We start from the raw sequence: 16,656 nt of genomic DNA, 5'->3' as shown, positions 1-16,656 counted from the left end.
CATAATTTAATTTTTTGGTTGGTTAGTTGGAAAACCCCTGAAGCCTCCCCGGCAGATGGGGTTTTCTCGTTTATGAGAGTTTCATAATCCGGGCGATAATCTCATTGACTTCAGCCGAAATTCTAAGCCTGTAAATAAGAAAAATATACATAGCGCCGGTGATAATTGCTTTTAAGGCAATATTTAATAGCGGATGGAAATTAAAATCCCAGAAATAAAATCCGATAGTAAATAAAAAGGTGATTCCTAAAAGGATCCAGGTATTTCTGCTAAACGGATGAATTTTAAATTTTTTGAGTACTATATAAATTTTTGAGGTATTATATAATGCGAATGCAATAAAACTGGCGATAGCCGCGCCTTCTATACCAAACTCCGGGATCAAAAGAAGATTTAAAAGGAAAGCCACGATTACCAGTACCACACCCACTCCAAGTGTGATGCGGTAGTAATCAGAATTGAAAAGAATACTATTGTTGTTTCCCAGAAGATTGTCATAGAGCTTCACCAGTGAAATAAGCAAAACTATAGAAATACTGATATCATATTCAGGCGGAATAAGCTCATACAGCTCATTAACGTTTGTAATGATCCAGATAAAGATCAGCGCACTTACAATAAGCAAATTCAGCGAGCTTCTTTCATAGAGATCTTTGAGGCCAACCTTATCTTTTTTGTTGAGCATCGCAGCAGTCATAGGGTTGGTAATTTGATGCATCGCTTTCTGCGGAACCGAAATCACGGTCGCGATATACACCGCGATACCGTAAACAGCAACGTTCTCGATTGGCAGATAATGCTCGATCATCACTTTATCCAGATCCAGAAGAACAGTTGCTACAGAGGCGGCCAGCAGGATTAAAGCAGAATATTTTATCACTGAAGAAAGGTTTTTCGGAAACTTAAGCCGGAAAGTTGGCCTGTGTAGCGAAAAAGCATAAGCGGCCATCACGAACATCCTGAAAACGTAAATGCCGGCCATGGCATAAATGAAAGTATTGAGAGTTATCCATTTATAAAATACCGCGAAAAGCAAAATACTTATGCAAAGCCGATGGAAAACCTCCTTCATCATATTGCCAAAGACGCTCTTATAATAAAGTTTTGACCAGGAAAAAAATACTTCAAAATAAGCCGTGGCAAGAGCGATCACGAAGATCAACCAGATATAGGGCTGTACAAGCTCATTACCGTTTTCGAAATAGTTCAGAAGAAAATCGTAAAAAACGAGTCCTAATATTCCCAAAACAAAACCTGCAATCGTTGGGGTATAAAGAACAAAACTTAGCAAACGATCCTGGTTTCCTCTGGTTTTATAAGCGGTGAAAAATTTAATTAAAGTACTGTGCACGCCAAAAACAAGGAAAGGCCAGATAAGGTTGGAAGCTGATAAAAGGAAGCTTACCAGTCCGTAATACTCTTTTTCCAGAAAATAAGTAAATAGAAAAAGGGTGTTTACCGCCCCTATCCCAAACCCGATATAGGTGGTCACCATATTCTTGAATGACTGATTAATGATGATCCCCATTACAGATTTTTGATTAATTCGGCTAGTTTTTTCGTGGTTTCCCGGCGGTGGTATTTGGAAACTTCAGATGCCAGGAGCAATTCTTCGCCATTTTTGAATTTCTGATATTCTGAAAATATAAAATTTTTAATTGTTTCCTTATCACCATACTGAAAAACCTGGCCCGCACCAGCATCGGAAAGGATCTTTCCAACATCCCAGTTGTGAGGGCCAATGGCAAGAATTGGTCTTTTGGAAGCCAGATATTCGAAAAGTTTTCCCGGAATAATTCCCCTCGTAATTTCAGAATCTATCTCTAAAAGAAGTAATAATGCGCTTTCCCGCTGAAGCTTAACAGCTTTTCCATGGCCAACATAACCTTTTAATTCAAGAAATGAAGAGAGACCAAAATCTTTCATAGAAGAAACCACCTCTTCACTAATCCTTCCGGCGAAAGAAAGCTGTAGATCCTTCTCGAATTTTGGATTTTCTTTGATCAATTCCGATAAAGCCTTCCATAGATTTATCGGATTTCTGCCTGATAATAAAGAACCAACATGAGAGATGATGAATTTATCATTCGAATATGGCCGGTTGTTTTCTTCTATATCGAAACCATTAGTAATAAGGCAGATCTCTTTTGAAGTTTTTTGCTGAAATTCTTCCCTGGTGGAAAAACTGGTAGCGATAATCTTATCGGCAGTTTGCAAAACTTCTTTTTCAAGGTTTTCATGTTTTTCCCGGGAACTCCTGGTAAGCTTCAATTTCTCGTGATAGCCTATCTGCGTCCAGGGATCACGAAAATCAGCAATCCATTTAACATTAAAGTGCTTCTTTAAATTTAAACCTATAAGATGCAAACTATGAGGCGGTCCGGTAGTGATAAGAGTTTCTATTTTTTCTTCCTTTAGGAAAGCCGAAAGGTATTTAACTGAAGGTTTTACCCACAGCACCCTGGCATCTGGAATAAAGAAATTTCCCCTTATAAAAAGCATCATTTTCTCAAGAAAGCTCTGTTTTTTTTCTTCGGCAATTATCCCGGAACTGATCTTTTCCGTCTCCTTTTTTGAAAAAATTCCTGCTAGTTTGTAGGGCTCACGTATAGGTTGCCGCAAAATCTTTATTCCTTCAGGAACTTCATCTTGTAGGCTTCCATCTATTATGGGATAACCTGGATTTTCCGGAATATAAACTACAGGTTCAATTTGAAAATCCCGAAGATATTTTACGAATTTAAGCCAGCGTTGTACGCCGGGGCCGCCTGCAGGAGGCCAGTAATAGGTTATGATCAGGACCTTTTTCATCAAGAGTCCGATTAATTTCGTTTTTTCCACTCGAATCCTGCTCCGCCTATAATTATAAGTGCCACAAGTATGGAACTTACCAGAGTAATCGTACTTCCCGTTTTTACCACCTGTGGTTCGAATTTAAATTCAACAGTATGTTTTCCGGCAGGAATATTCATCGCCCTCAGCACATAATTTGCTCTTATATGATCTGCTTTTTGACCGTCTATATAAGAATTCCAGCCAGGCTGATAATAGGTTTCTGAAAAGACCGCGAACTGCGGAGAAGTAGAAGCAGTCTCGTATTTGAGGTGGTCTGGCTGATCGTAAGTCAGATTTATGGTCGCGGTGGAATCGAATTGAAAATCTCTTATCTCCCGTTTGAATTTTTGCCTAACTACCGCGGTATCCTGAAGATCGGTGTCTTTTAGGGCAAGAATCGCTTCATCAGCCGAATCAACCCATTTTATCCCCTTAACGTACCAGGCATTTCCAAATGCTTCGGGATTCTGTTGCGCCTGTGCCTGGCCTTGCTTATCAGGAATAATAAAATATTTTACATTCAGCATATTCAGGATTTCCATATTGTTCTGGGAAATATAGAAATCATACAGATCCTGGATCCTTCCCGGTTTTGCGGCATGGTATCCGCCTAAAGCATTATGAAAATAGGAAGTACGGCCAGTATTAAAAGGACTACCGGTAATATCGAAAACCCTGTAATGAGATGTGTCTTTTAAAATGGCGGCATCGGCTTGCAAGGGCTGAAAAGGCCTTTCCATCTCACTGGTATTCACAAAATCATCTTCATTTACATACCTGAAATCCACCCCGATCAAATCGATCAGGAACAAAATAGCAATTCCGCCAATAACCAGATTTGGCTTTAATTTATCCTTCAGAAAACCGAAGATCAGTGCCGCGACAAGGGCAATAAGAATCAGGGAACGAATGACATCGGCAGTAAAAATCGCTTTTCGATCTTCTTTTAAAGCTCGCATCAGATCCATTCCAAACTGTTGTGAGAGAGCCGCATCGCTTCCGCCTGAAAAATCCAGAAAAACCGATTTGAAAAGCAGAAAGATCAGCAATAGACCCCCGCAAATAATGGAACTCCAATTTAAGGCATGAAGTTTCGCTTCTTTGGTAACCGAATTAGAAAGCAGTTTACAAACCCCTACAACTCCCATTGCCGGTACACAAAGCTCAATGATCACCTGGATTGATGAAACCGCCCGAAATTTGTCATAAAGCGGCACCACGTCTATAAAAAAGCGCGTAAGGAATTCGAAATTTCGGCCCCAGCTTAATAGAAGGGCGAGAATACTCCCGCCAACAATCCACCATTTAAGGCGTCCGCGAACAAGATAAAGCGCAAATACAAAAAGAAAAATTACTGTCGCACCAATATAGGCAGGTGCTTTCACATAGGTTTGGTCCCCCCAGTAGGTTGGTGCTCCCTGGACGATCTGTCGCGCCTGATCTAGGGGCACGCCCATCTCCTGCATTTGTTTATAAAGATTGCTATCGGTACCAATATTCTCTGAACTTCCCCCACCCATAAATCGAGGCACGAAAAGGTCCAGTGTTTCTAAAATTCCATAGCTGTACTCGGTAATATATTCGTAGCCAAGTCCGTGTTTTTTATCTTTATTTCCGTTAGGAGTAATCGTTAATTCCGATTTGCCACGAGTGCTAAAATCGGCATATTCGCCGGTGGCCATCAAAGAAGTGGCATTCAGGGCGATGGCGAGAATAACGGCACCCACCATTACTCCCAGCGATTTAAAATAATCGGGCATAAGACCTTTTTTAAAAGCATCGACGAGGTAAACAACTCCAAGAACAATCACCAGCAGAAGCAAATAATAGGTCATCTGGAAGTGATTTGCGACGATTTCCAGAGCCATTCCGATAGTTAATAATAAAAAGGTCCAGATATTCCGTTTTCGGAAAATAGCAATGATACCGGCAAGCACCAATGGCATATAAGCGATCGCATGCGCTTTTGCGTTATGCCCCACACCGAGTATGATGATCAAATAAGTTGAAAAACCAAAAGCAATGGCACCCAGGGCGGCGAGCCTGTAGTCAAGTTTCAGGCAGAGCAGTAAAATGTAAAATCCTATGAAATACAGGAACAAATAATCTGCAGGTCTGGGAAGGAAGCGGATTAAGTGATCCAGTTCCTTAATGTAATTATGAGGATAATGAGCGCCCAGCTGGTAGGTGGGCATTCCGCCAAAAGCGGCATCGGTCCAATAGGTCTCTTCCCCGTTTTGCTCTCGAAAATCATTCTGCTGTTTCGACATCCCGATGTATTGAACGATATCGCTTTGAAAGATCTCCTTTCCTTTTAAAACAGGGCTGAAATAAAAAAGTGATAGTATTACGAATCCTGCCAGTACGAAAAGATGAGGCAGAAATTGCTTGATTTTGGCCATTAAACCGGACTTTTGTTAGCTAAAAAGAATCGAATAAGAAGGAAAAAACTCCCTCTGTGTTAAAATCCGAAATTAATCAATTTCTTCGTAATCGATGTATTCACCTACCTTTTTATCATTATTTCTATTGGATCGGGGCTTTTTATCAATGCTTACTTTCCCTTCCTTTTCTTTTTGAGATTCCTGAAATCCGCCAAACTGATTGAACTGCTGTTCAAATTTCTTTCCCATTTTCTTCATAAAATACCTCAAGATCATGGGGCCGAAATAGCGAAGTAGTATTTTAAGGCCGAAGTATACCAGAAGGATGATAAGTATCGTTCTTATTACTCCGGTGAATGATGCTTCCAACATTTTTTGCTTTTTGCAAAAATAAAAAGATGAGGTTAGAATGGCCGGAAAGACGAGCATAAAATTATAATAAACTTTCTATCTTTGAGAGAACCAAGCCAAAACTCATGCAAAAAACAAGCATTCTAAGCCTGCTGCTATTTTCCCTTTTTTCACTTCAGCTCCAGGCTCAATATACCGAAACCATTAATTCCAACCGTCCCGGACAATCGCAGGGAGCTTTTGCGGTGGGAACGGGAGTGATCCAGCTGGAAACGGGGGGATATTTTGGGAATGATCACTACAGAGCACTGGGAAGCGATACTGATCTTTGGGGAATTGATTACCAGCTTCGGTACGGAGTCTTTTTTGAAAATCTTGAACTGAACCTGACTGGAGCTTTCGAATCTCAGGATGTAACACGCAATTTTCTCGGAAATTCTTCTAATTATAAGGTTGCCAATTTCAGGGCCAATACAATTGGTGCGAAATACCTCATTTTCGATCCGTATAAGACTTTAGAGAAAGACAAACCCAATCTTTACAGCTGGAAGGCGAATCATCGTTTTAAATGGAAAACCCTGATTCCGGCGGTATCGGTTTATGCTGGTGCGAATTTCTCATTTGGAGACAATCCCTATTTATATGAAGGCGAGGCGAAATTCAGCCCTAAAGCAGCTTTAATAACTCAGAATAACTGGGGGAATACGGTGTTGGTGCTTAATTTCATCGGCGACCGCCTTGGAGAGGAATTTCCCACTTATACCGGCATTATTACCGTTACACATACCTTGACGCAACATCTGGCAATATTTGGCGAATACCAGTGGATCTCCAGTGATATTTATGCCGATGATATCTTTCGCGGCGGAGCCGCTTACCTTTTCGGAAAAAATTTCCAGGTAGACCTATCCGGGCTTTTCAATATAAAAGAAACACCTTCACGCTGGCAGATTGCCGGAGGAATTTCGTACAGATTCGATTTGCATGAGCTGGATGAGTTCCTTGAAGAATCAAATGAAGGAAATCAGCGCAGGGCAAGGAGTGAAAAAAGATTTGGCCGAAAGCAGAAAAAAGCTGAAGAGGAAAATGAAAATGGCAACGGTGGCCTTTAAATTTGGCACTATTTAAAAGTGAAAAAGCCCTGCAATGACAGGGCTTTACATTTCAAATATTATAATATTCTTATTTATTGGCCATCGCAGCTTCTACTGAAGCGGAAAGTCTTTTATATGTTCCATTTTCAAGTCTTTCACGTATCGCTGAAAATGCTACAAGTGTTTCCTCCACATCCTGAAGAGTATGACTTGCGGTTGGGATCATTCTTAGAAGGATCAATCCTTTTGGAATCACAGGATAAACAACAATCGAGCAGAAAACGCCGTGGTTCTCCCTAAGGTCTTTTACAAGCGCCATTGCCTCTGGGATACTTCCTTTTAAATAAACCGGAGTCACACAACTTTGTGTCGTTCCAATATCGAAGCCTTTATTCTTCAATCCATTCTGAAGCGCATTCACATTTTCCCAAAGCTTCTCTCGAAGTTCAGGCATGCTGCGAAGCATTTCCAAACGTTTTAAAGCTCCCACAACCAGCTGCATCTGCAGTGATTTCGCGAACATTTGTGATCGAAGGTTATATTTAAGGTAATCGATGATCTCTTTGTCGGCTGCGATAAATGCACCGGTACTGGCCATAGATTTAGCGAAAGTGGCGAAATACACATCGATTTCATCCTGAACTCCCTGCTCCTCTCCTGCTCCGGCACCTGTTTTACCAAGCGTTCCGAAACCATGTGCGTCATCAACAAAAAGCCTGAAATTATATTTTTTCTTAAGCTCAACGATTTCCTTCAGTTTACCCTGCTCACCTCGCATACCAAATACACCTTCAGAAATAAGAAGGATCCCACCACCGGTTTGTTCTGCAATTTTGGTAGCACGCTGGAGATTCTTTTCGATACTCTCCATGTCGTTATGCTTATAGGTAAATCGCTGGCCTAAATGCAATCTTACCCCATCAATGATACAGGCATGCGCATCTACATCATAAACGATGACATCCTGTTTGGAAACAAGAGCGTCAATGGTAGAAACCATACCCTGGTAACCAAAATTAAGAAGGTAAGCGGCCTGTTTATGTACAAAAGAAGCAAGTTCATCCTGCAGTCTTTCATGTAAGCTGGTATGACCACTCATCATGCGGGCACCCATTGGGTAAGCAGAACCATATTCGGCTGCAGCTTCGGCATCTACTTTTCGAACTTCGGGATGGTTGGCAAGTCCCAGGTAATCATTAATACTCCAGGTAATCACCTCTTTACCCCGAAACTTCATTCGGTTAGATATTGGCCCTTCAAGTTTTGGAAAAACGAAGTAACCTTCAGCCTGTTCAGCCCATTTGCCCAGCGGACCTTTATCTTTATAAATTTTATCAAATAAATCCTTCATCGGTCATAATTTAGACGAGCCGCAAAAGTATGTAAAATTGGCCCAATTCTACAAAGTAATTTTTTCAACATGGCAAACTACTAAAAACAAAAGCATCCTACAAAAAATAGGATGCTTTTGTTAATAAATGTTAATATTTTATCTTACTTAATGATCTCAATAGGTTGAGATGCGGCTTCGTTTTTGGTATCGAAAAAGCCCTGTTCAGTCATCCAGTCATCGCTGTAGATCTTGCTCATATAACGGGAACCATGATCTGGAAAAATAACTATCACTTCAGAATCTTTATCGAACTCTCCTTCTTCAGCAAGTTGTTTCAGACCCTGAGTGGCTGCACCACTGGTATACCCCACAAAAAGGCCTTCAGTTCTTGCCAGTTCACGTGCAGTATGCGCCGCTTCTTCATCGGTTACCTTTACGAATTTGTCAATAACATCAAAATCGGTGGCCGTTGGAATAAGATTTTTACCCAAACCTTCTATTCGGTAAGGATAAATTTCCTCTTCATCAAATTCACGGGTTTCGTGATATTTTTTCAGTACCGAGCCAAAAGCATCAATACCTATAATTTTTATATCAGGATTCTTCGATTTCAAAAAACGCGCTGTACCAGAAATTGTTCCACCCGTACCACTACAGGCTACAAGATGGGTTAATTTTCCTTCGGTTTGCTTCCAGATTTCAGGTCCGGTTGTATTGAAATGCGCGTCAATATTTAATTCATTGAAATACTGGTTGATATAAACCGAACCTTTAATTTCCTCATGTAAACGCCTGGCAACCTGGTAGTAAGATCGTGGATCATCAGCGGGAACGTTAGCCGGACACACATAAACTTTGGCGCCCATCGTCCTGAGCATATCAATTTTGTCTTTCGAAGATTTGGAGCTTACTGCAAGAATACATTCATATCCTTTGATAATGCTAACCATCGCGATGCTAAAACCGGTATTCCCGGATGTCGTTTCTATAATGGTGCTACCTGGTTTGAGAATTCCGTTTTTTTCCGCCTCTTCAATAATATACAAAGCAATGCGGTCTTTCGAAGAATGGCCGGGATTAAAACCTTCTACTTTGGCGAAGAAGTTTCCTTTAAATCCGTTGGTAATTTTATTTAGGTGAATTAACGGGGTATTGCCTATAAGTTGCAATATATTATCGTAAACCTGCAAGTCTTCTTTCATAAATAGAGGTCTTTTTTTGAAAAAAGGTTAAGAACTGCAGAAGCCCAAAACCGGTCAAATTTAAGGCAAATTTTTTAATTATTGCCCGATTCCTTCCAAATCCAACAGAAATGCATATTCTTCGGCCACTTCCCTAAGGGCTTCGAACCGTCCAGAAGGCCCTCCGTGGCCGGCCTCCATGTTCGTATGAAGAAGCAACACATTAGAATCGGTTTTATACTCGCGTAGCTTCGCCACCCATTTTGCCGGTTCCCAGTATTGCACCTGGGAATCATGAAGCCCAGTGGTTACAAGCATATTCGGATAATCCTGCCTTTTAATATTATCGTAAGGCGAATAAGATTTCATATATTCATAATATTCCCGGTTATCGGGATTTCCCCATTCATCATATTCCCCGGTGGTGAGCGGAATACTTTCGTCAAGCATCGTGGTAACCACATCAACAAAAGGTACAGCAGCAATTACCCCATTATAAAGCTGTGGAGCGCGATTGATCACTGCTCCCATCAGCAATCCGCCGGCAGAACCGCCCATGGCATATAAATGCGCTGCAGAAGTATATTTTTTATCAATCAGATATTCTGAAACGGCTATAAAATCATCAAACGTATTGGTCTTTTTGAAAAGTCGGCCTTCCTCGTACCAGTTTCGGCCCAGATATTCGCCACCCCTTACATGAGCGATCGCGTAGATGAATCCGCGATCCAGCAAACTAAGTCTTACCGAAGAAAAATAAGGATCGATGGTTGAACCATAAGAGCCATAGGCATACTGAAGCAACGGATTGCTGCCGTCCATTTTAGTTCCTTTGCGGTAAACGAGGGAAACCGGAATTTTTGTACCGTCATCTGCCGTAGCCCAGATCCGCTCGGCAGCATAATTATTTTTATCGAATTTTCCACCCAGCACTTCGTGTTCTTTCAGAACCGTTTTCTCCTTTGTCTTCATATTGAATTCAACTACCGAAGTAGGTGTAGTCATGCTATTGTAATTATACCTCAGCACTTCCGTGTCGAAATCAGGATTAATACTGGTGTAGGCCGTATAGGTTTCATTATCGAAAGGAATATAATATTCAGAATCGTCTTCCCAGCGAACGATTCGAATCTTATTCAGGCCGTTGTTCCGCTCACTCACAACCAGGTAATCCCTGAAAATATCAATATCTTCCAAAAGAAAATCTTCCCTGTGTGGAATTACATCCACCCAATTTTCCATTTCGGTTTCTCCAACCAGCGTTTTCATTAGCTTGAAATTCGTAGCACCGTCTTTATTGGTCATTACATAAAAATGATCTTCAAAATGTGAAATGCTATATTCCAGGCCCCGAACCCGTGGCTGAAAAACACGAAAATCACCTTCGGGATGATTGGCATTTAGAAAACGATATTCGGTTGTAAGTGTGCTGTGTGAACCAATAATTATAAACTGGTGGGATTTCGATTTATAAACATACGCGCTGAAGGTCTCGTCTTTTTCCTCATAAATAAGCGTATCTTTCTTAGGATCGGTTCCCAGGATATGCCTGTAAATTTGAAAAGATCTCAGCGTTTGGGGATCCTTCTTCGTATAATAAAGCGTTTTATTATCATTTGCCCAGGTAGAACCTCCGGTGGTATTTTTGATCTCTTCAGGATAAATTTCGCCGGTTTCCAGATTTTTGATCCTGATAGTATATTTCCTGCGGCTCACAGTATCGGTCCCGAAAGCTACGAGTTGGTTATTGGTACTAACATTAAGTCCGCCAAGGCTATAATAATCAAAACCTTTCGCCATTTCATTTACATTGAACATCACCTCTTCAGGAGCATCGGGTGATTCTTTTTTCCGGGAGTAAATGGGATAATCACCGCCCTTCTCATAACGGGTTATGTACCAGTAACCGTGCAATTTATAGGGCACAGATTCGTCATCTTCCTTGATTCGCGCCTTCATTTCCGCAAACAATTGCTGCTGAAATTCTTTAGTATGTGCAGTCACCGCTTCGTTATAGTCATTTTCAGAATTCAGATATTCGATCACACCCGGATCTTCACGTTGATTCATCCAGAAATAATTATCGATGCGCACATCGCCATGCTTCTCCAGTTTCTTCGGAATTTTCTTCGCTACAGGGGCTTTAATATCTTTTCTCAAAATTTATTTTTGTTTTGGGCGGTTGCAAAGGTAATTTATCCTGACAGAAAAACGAATAGCCTTTTCATTTTGACAGATTTAAATACCGATTTAGTAACTTTGAAGCTGATAATTTTAAAACTGAAACTATGTTTGGAGATATGATGGGCATGATGAATAAACTGAAAGAAGCCCAGGAAAATGTTGAAGCGACCAAAAAACGACTGAACACCGTTCTTATCGATGAAGAATCCAGCGATGGACTATTGAAAGTTACCGTTACCGCAAATCGTGAGGTTAAAAATATAAGCGTAGCTGATGAATTACTTGAAGATAAAGAGCAGCTGGAAGATTACCTTGTGCTTACGCTGAATAAAGCCATTGAAAAAGCTTCAGATATCAACGAAAAAGAAATCGCCGCAGCCGCCAAAGGGGGAATGCCCGATATCCCGGGACTTACTGATATGATGAAGTAAGCGATAAGTTCTAAGCTATAAGTTTTAAGCCTTAAGTACGATTTACGAAATTAAGGAGAAAGATCTTCAACATTATGAATTTTGAACAGGGTCAATTTCTACTAATATTTATATAAGCTTAAGGCTTAGATTCTTTTAAATGAGATTGCTTTTCAGATAAATTCCATTAAAAAACTTATAGCTGATTACTTAGGGCTTAAAGCTACTAAGACTTTCCAGAAATCGATTGTGCATTTCCTCGGTGTAGTCAAGATGGGTCACAATTCGCAGTTTTCCCTGCCCCATATTACTGATCTGGATATCATTTTTATGAAGATATTTCATAAAAGTCTCTTCTTTTGAAGCATCGGCCAGATAGAAAATGATGATGTTAGTTTCTACAGGCTCCACTTTACCGATATAATTTTGCGCTGCCAAAGTTTCTCCTATTTCCTGTGCTCTTTCGTGGTCTTTTGCAAGCCTTTCCACATGATTATCTAAAGCGTAAATTCCCGCCGCGGCCATAAAACCAACCTGACGCATTCCGCCGCCCAGAACTTTACGAACGCGAATGGCGTTTTTCATCAGTTTCTTCTTACCGATTAAAACCGAGCCCATTGGTGTTCCCAATCCTTTTGAAAGACAAACTGAAATAGTATCGAAGATCTTTCCGTAATCTTTGGGATCTTCACCTTTTTTTACTAATGCATTAAAAAGTCGGGCGCCGTCAAGGTGAAGGCCCAAACCATGTTTATCACATACTTTTTTGATCTTTTTTATTTCTTCAAGATCATAACAGGCGCCGCCACCTTTATTGGTGGTATTTTCCAGGCAAACCAGGGAAGTCAGGGGACTATGGTAAAAGTCCGGCGGATTGATATTTTCCTTTACCTGTTCAGCAGTGATCATTCCACGATCTCCATCCACAAGTTTACAGGAAACGCCACTATTAAACGAAACTCCACCACCCTCGTAATTATAAACGTGCGCCCATTTATCGCAAATTAACTGTTCTGCCGGTTGTGTATGCAATTTTATGGCTGCCTGATTGGCCATACTGCCAGTAGGAAAAAATAAAGCATCGTCCATCCCGAACATATCCGCCAATTTTTTTTCCAGTTTATTGATGGTTGGATCTTCTTTATAAACATCATCCCCCACTTCAGCGGTCATAATTGCCTGAAGCATTCCTTTGGTTGGACGTGTAACGGTATCACTTCTTAAATCTATTTCTTTCATCTTTTTTTAAACTTTTGCTCAAATTTAGGTTTAAAGCAGCCTTTTTCCAATCTTAATTCCCCCCTATTGGCGAACCATCAGGAATTTTTGGAACATTGATTTCCATCTTGAATTCTTCCGGCTTTTCGCGGAATAGTTTGATATTTCTATACATTTCCTTAGATACGGCATCATTTCTGCCTCTCAACCAGTTTGCCAGCTCATCGATTTGCTGATTTGTTTCTGCCTTTACCATTGGAGTTGCATTGTCATTTATCGCTAATGCCAGCAAATGCTTCAGCACCACAAAATTGATCGTATTCTGAACACTTTTCAAATATTCATCTTTAGGTTCATTTTTAATGGTTTTTGAAATAGTCTCCTTCAGCATTTCAGAAAGACCGGGAAGTTTTGGATCAAGCGCATGTTGTTGCACCAGTCTTTCTGCCCTTGCCGGATGGAACAGGAATGACAGGGTCATTTCAGCTGCGGTAGCCGGAGCACCAAGCACATCAAAAGCCACATCAGTATTACTTTTGAAAGATTCGCGATCACGATCAAAACCATAGGCCCGAGGCGGAAAAAGTTCCAGTTTTTCTTTTGGAATGGCGAGCTCTTCCGCAGAAAGGGTTTTTAAAATACTCTTTAAAGCCTCTTTTTGAGCTTTCGCATCTAAATGCTCTACAATATCATTTCCATCGCCTTTAACGGCATAGGTATATCTCAATCCGCCGATCATCTTTGAAGCGGCTTCGGTTTGATATCGGTGGAAAAAATAAAGCGGCACGAACACATCTTCCAAAACAGAATAAGGCTCGTTGGTGCGGATATTATCTTTTGAAAAATTACTGATCGCTTTTTTCCGAATTTCAAGCACCCTGTCGAGTTCATCGGCTGCATTCTTTCCATTATCCCATAAATGTGCAAAAGCATGAGCACCTCCGGCAGCACGGGCATCAGAATCTGTAATAAAAGTAAGTCCCTGAATACGGGCGGTATCAAGAATTGTATTGAGATATTCCCGCTGCGTCTTGCCTTTCGGTGTATCGCCATAGCTATAATTAACGGCAACTTTATCCCATTCTCCTATTCCGGTATCATAGGCATTTGAGAAAGTGATCTTGCCATTTTTCATCTCGAATTGAGGATGCGGATAGTCCATTACCGAAGCACGGTCGGCCGCGCTGGCAGCGAAATTATGAGCAAATCCGAGTGTATGCCCAACTTCATGAGCTGCAAGTTGCCTGATTCTTGCCAAAGCCAGTTCCATCATTGGGTCGTGATTATCATCGCTGTTTCTAAAAGGATGGTCCATCATCGCCTGGGCGATTAGAAAATCCTGACGGATCCTTAAACTTCCCAGGCTTACATGGCCTTTAATGATCTCTCCTGTTCTGGGATCGACCACACTGGCGCCATAACTCCAGCCACGCGTGGAACGATGCACCCATTGTATCACATTATAGCGCACATCCAGAGGGTCGGCTCCTTCAGGTAACATTTTCACCTGAAAAGCATTTTTATAACCTATATTTTCAAAAGCCTGATCCCACCAGCTTGCGCCTTCCAGCAAGGCTGAACGAACCGGCTCAGGAGTTCCGGGATCGAGGTAGTAAATAATCGGTTCCACCGCTTCGCTTACTTCAGCCTGCGAATTTTTCTTTTTTAACCGATGCCTGATGGAATAGCGTTTTTCAATAGGTTCATAAACCGGTGAAGCATAATCGTAGTAAGAAATATAGATCGAGCCGCTACGGGGATCAAAAATTCGTTTTTCATAATTATCATCGGGTAACTTTACAAAAGAATGATGCTCGGCCACCGTAATATTCTTAGGGTCGGGAACAACAGAGCGTACCGTCTTGCCTTTGGGTTCACCCTCAAAGGTTAACAGCGCTTCAAATTCGACATTTTCAGGGAAGGCTTTGGTGCGTTCCAAAGCGAGCGCGCTCTTTGATTTATCGAGTTTATAGCTTCCGTAATTGCCGCTTTTCAACCTGTCTGCAACGCCGTGCACGTCCTGCATAAGAAAGGGAGTAAGATCAATGATATATTTACCATCTTTTTCCTCTTTAATTTCGAATCCGAAAATGACCGATTGTGCAAAGGCCTCTTCCACGCTTTCCTTTTCAGCTTGATTTTCGGTGATCGCACGGTAACGCTGATTGGGTTCTACCAGCAATAATTTATTCCCGGCTTTTACAAATTTCACGATCGCCTCGTCGCCCAGCTGTCCGCGATCCAGACCAATATCGTTAGAGCCCACGCCGGTTGTAAGAAAGTGAGTGTAGAGAAATTCGTGATCCAGGGAATCGACTTCCAAATAGATCTCATCGTCTTTTCCGTTATAATGAAAATTGAAATAACCTTTATAAGCTTTTAAATTTTCTTTCTTTTCGAGGAATTGGGAGCTTACAGAGAATGAAATACTGAAAGCCAGAAGGATAAGAGTAATTTTGCGCATGCATCAATTTTTTTGAACCAGCTAAAACTATAAAATAATCGTTAAATACTTTTCGGAAACTACCCTAAATTCTATTTTTACCTCAAATCGACAATACATGATAACCACAGAAAACATTAAGGATCTTAAGGAGCGCCTGGTTGCGTTAAGGAGGTATCTTTGACATTGATGCCAAAAAGATTGAAATAACCAATAAAGAAGAAAAAACCTTCGCTCCTGATTTTTGGGATGATCCTAAAAAAGCTGAGCTCATCATGAAAGAGGTTAATGCGGAAAAGAAATGGGTGGAAGATTACGAAAAAGCCGAAACCTTTGTTGACGACCTTGAAGTGATCTATGAATTTTATAAGGAAGATGAAGCCACCGCTGAAGATGTAGCCGAAAGAGAGAAAAAAGCTCTTGATCTTATAGAAGACCTGGAGTTTAAAAATATGCTTTCAGAAGAAGGTGATGATATGAGTGCCGTACTTCAGATCACCGCAGGAGCTGGAGGAACCGAAAGTTGCGACTGGGCCCAGATGCTTATGCGAATGTATTTGATGTGGGCAGAGAATCGAAACTACAAAGTGAGGGAACTCAACTACCAGGGCGGTGATGTTGCAGGAATTAAAACTGTAACGATGGAAATCGAAGGTGAATATGCTTTCGGCTGGCTAAAGGGTGAGAATGGAGTACACAGGCTGGTGAGAATTTCTCCATTCGACTCAAATGCCAAACGCCATACCTCCTTTGCTTCGGTGTATGTGTATCCTTTGGTGGATGAAAGCATTGAAATAGATATTAATCCGGCCGATCTCAGCTGGGAGACCATGAGATCATCGGGTGCCGGAGGGCAGAATGTGAACAAGGTAGAAACCGCGGTGCGATTACGCCACGCCCCAACTGGCATCGTTATTGAGAATTCTGAAACCAGGTCGCAACTTGAAAATAAGAACAAGGCGATGCAATTACTGAAGAGTCAGTTATTCGAAATTGAGTTGCAGAAACGCCAGGAAGCGCGAAGGGAAATTGAAGATTCGAAAATGAAGATCGAATGGGGATCGCAAATTCGAAATTACGTGATGCACCCCTATAAACTGGTAAAAGATGTTCGTACAGGCGAAGAAACAGGGAATGTAGATGATGTAATGAATGGTGAACTTGATGACTTTCTGAAAGCCTATCTTATGATGATGGGACAGCGAAAAGAGGAATAAAAAATT

At 41.1% G+C, this 16,656-nt stretch carries 12 protein-coding genes; 3 read left to right on the top strand and 9 right to left on the bottom strand.

All coding sequences use genetic code 11. The features are described from left to right. Positions 1–70: 70 nt before the first annotated feature. The 4 genes from C7S20_RS13405 to C7S20_RS13390 all read right to left on the bottom strand — a co-directional run bounded on the left by C7S20_RS13405 (position 71) and on the right by C7S20_RS13390 (position 5,591). Positions 71–1,528: a lipopolysaccharide biosynthesis protein gene (locus tag C7S20_RS13405; RefSeq protein ID WP_107012946.1), complete on the bottom strand. Its 1,458-nt coding sequence runs from the start codon at positions 1,526–1,528 to the stop codon at positions 71–73. Further along, entirely contained in the window at positions 1,528–2,811 is a 1,284-nt protein-coding gene (locus tag C7S20_RS13400) for a glycosyltransferase family 4 protein (protein ID WP_107014241.1), read from the bottom strand. Before C7S20_RS13400 ends, C7S20_RS13405 begins: the two co-directional genes overlap by 1 nt. 11 nt (positions 2,812–2,822) lie before the next feature. Beyond that, a complete protein-coding gene (locus C7S20_RS13395; protein WP_107012945.1) occupies positions 2,823–5,237 on the bottom strand; it encodes a YfhO family protein in 2,415 nt (804 codons plus the stop codon). Positions 5,238–5,309: 72 nt separating this feature from the next. Then, positions 5,310–5,591 (bottom strand): DUF4834 family protein, encoded by a 282-nt coding sequence (locus C7S20_RS13390; RefSeq protein WP_107012944.1) that lies wholly within the window; start codon positions 5,589–5,591, stop codon positions 5,310–5,312. Positions 5,592–5,695: 104 nt separating this feature from the next. Between C7S20_RS13390 and C7S20_RS13385 the strand changes: the two genes are divergently transcribed. Continuing rightward, the gene (locus tag C7S20_RS13385) at positions 5,696–6,682 is read left to right on the top strand and encodes a transporter (protein ID WP_107012943.1); all 987 of its coding nucleotides are present in this window, start codon (positions 5,696–5,698) and stop codon (positions 6,680–6,682) included. A 70-nt stretch (positions 6,683–6,752) separates the two neighbouring features. On the opposite strand, the gene capB is transcribed toward C7S20_RS13385, so the two are convergent. The 3 genes from capB to C7S20_RS13370 form a co-directional block, all read right to left on the bottom strand. Beyond that, positions 6,753–8,015: a cysteate-C-fatty acyltransferase gene (gene capB / locus C7S20_RS13380; protein ID WP_107012942.1), complete on the bottom strand. Its 1,263-nt coding sequence runs from the start codon at positions 8,013–8,015 to the stop codon at positions 6,753–6,755. Positions 8,016–8,158: 143 nt separating this feature from the next. Then, positions 8,159–9,199, bottom strand: coding sequence for a cysteate synthase (gene capA, locus C7S20_RS13375; protein WP_107012941.1), 1,041 nt, complete (start codon positions 9,197–9,199; stop codon positions 8,159–8,161). Positions 9,200–9,277: 78 nt separating this feature from the next. Next, a complete protein-coding gene (locus C7S20_RS13370; RefSeq protein WP_423738338.1) occupies positions 9,278–11,341 on the bottom strand; it encodes a S9 family peptidase in 2,064 nt (687 codons plus the stop codon). 125 nt (positions 11,342–11,466) lie between these two features. Here C7S20_RS13370 and C7S20_RS13365 point away from each other — a divergent pair, with 125 nt between their 5' ends. Further along, entirely contained in the window at positions 11,467–11,793 is a 327-nt protein-coding gene (locus C7S20_RS13365; RefSeq protein WP_107012939.1) for a YbaB/EbfC family nucleoid-associated protein, read from the top strand. A 189-nt stretch (positions 11,794–11,982) separates the two neighbouring features. Here the strand turns inward: C7S20_RS13365 and C7S20_RS13360 are convergent, their stop codons facing one another. Both C7S20_RS13360 and C7S20_RS13355 read right to left on the bottom strand, forming a co-directional pair. After that, positions 11,983–13,011, bottom strand: coding sequence for a threonine aldolase family protein (locus C7S20_RS13360; protein WP_107012938.1), 1,029 nt, complete (start codon positions 13,009–13,011; stop codon positions 11,983–11,985). 52 nt (positions 13,012–13,063) lie between these two features. After that, positions 13,064–15,454: a zinc-dependent metalloprotease gene (locus tag C7S20_RS13355; protein ID WP_107012937.1), complete on the bottom strand. Its 2,391-nt coding sequence runs from the start codon at positions 15,452–15,454 to the stop codon at positions 13,064–13,066. Between the two features lie 97 nt (positions 15,455–15,551). On the opposite strand from C7S20_RS13355, the gene prfB reads away from it, so the two are divergent. After that, a protein-coding gene (prfB, locus tag C7S20_RS13350) for a peptide chain release factor 2 (protein ID WP_159039936.1) occupies positions 15,552–16,650 on the top strand; the annotation gives its coding sequence in 2 pieces (ribosomal slippage) (positions 15,552–15,614 and positions 15,616–16,650; 1,098 coding nt in all). The last annotated feature ends 6 nt before the right edge of the window (positions 16,651–16,656 follow it).

Origin of the sequence: Christiangramia fulva (assembly GCF_003024155.1) — a bacterium.
Classification (GTDB): domain Bacteria; phylum Bacteroidota; class Bacteroidia; order Flavobacteriales; family Flavobacteriaceae; genus Christiangramia; species Christiangramia fulva.
The sequence above is the reverse complement of the archived record's forward strand: the minus strand, read 5'-3'. Positions and strand labels throughout refer to the sequence as shown.

Coding starts and splice junctions, on each gene's coding strand:
- C7S20_RS13385 (WP_107012943.1), top strand. CDS start 5,696: ATGCAAAAAACAAGCATTCTAAGCCTGCTGCTATTTTCCCTTTTTTCA.
- C7S20_RS13390 (WP_107012944.1), bottom strand. CDS start 5,591: ATGTTGGAAGCATCATTCACCGGAGTAATAAGAACGATACTTATCATC.
- C7S20_RS13395 (WP_107012945.1), bottom strand. CDS start 5,237: ATGGCCAAAATCAAGCAATTTCTGCCTCATCTTTTCGTACTGGCAGGA.
- capB (WP_107012942.1), bottom strand. CDS start 8,015: ATGAAGGATTTATTTGATAAAATTTATAAAGATAAAGGTCCGCTGGGC.
- C7S20_RS13400 (WP_107014241.1), bottom strand. CDS start 2,811: ATGAAAAAGGTCCTGATCATAACCTATTACTGGCCTCCTGCAGGCGGC.
- C7S20_RS13405 (WP_107012946.1), bottom strand. CDS start 1,528: ATGGGGATCATCATTAATCAGTCATTCAAGAATATGGTGACCACCTAT.
- C7S20_RS13365 (WP_107012939.1), top strand. CDS start 11,467: ATGTTTGGAGATATGATGGGCATGATGAATAAACTGAAAGAAGCCCAG.
- C7S20_RS13360 (WP_107012938.1), bottom strand. CDS start 13,011: ATGAAAGAAATAGATTTAAGAAGTGATACCGTTACACGTCCAACCAAA.
- C7S20_RS13355 (WP_107012937.1), bottom strand. CDS start 15,454: ATGCGCAAAATTACTCTTATCCTTCTGGCTTTCAGTATTTCATTCTCT.
- capA (WP_107012941.1), bottom strand. CDS start 9,199: ATGAAAGAAGACTTGCAGGTTTACGATAATATATTGCAACTTATAGGC.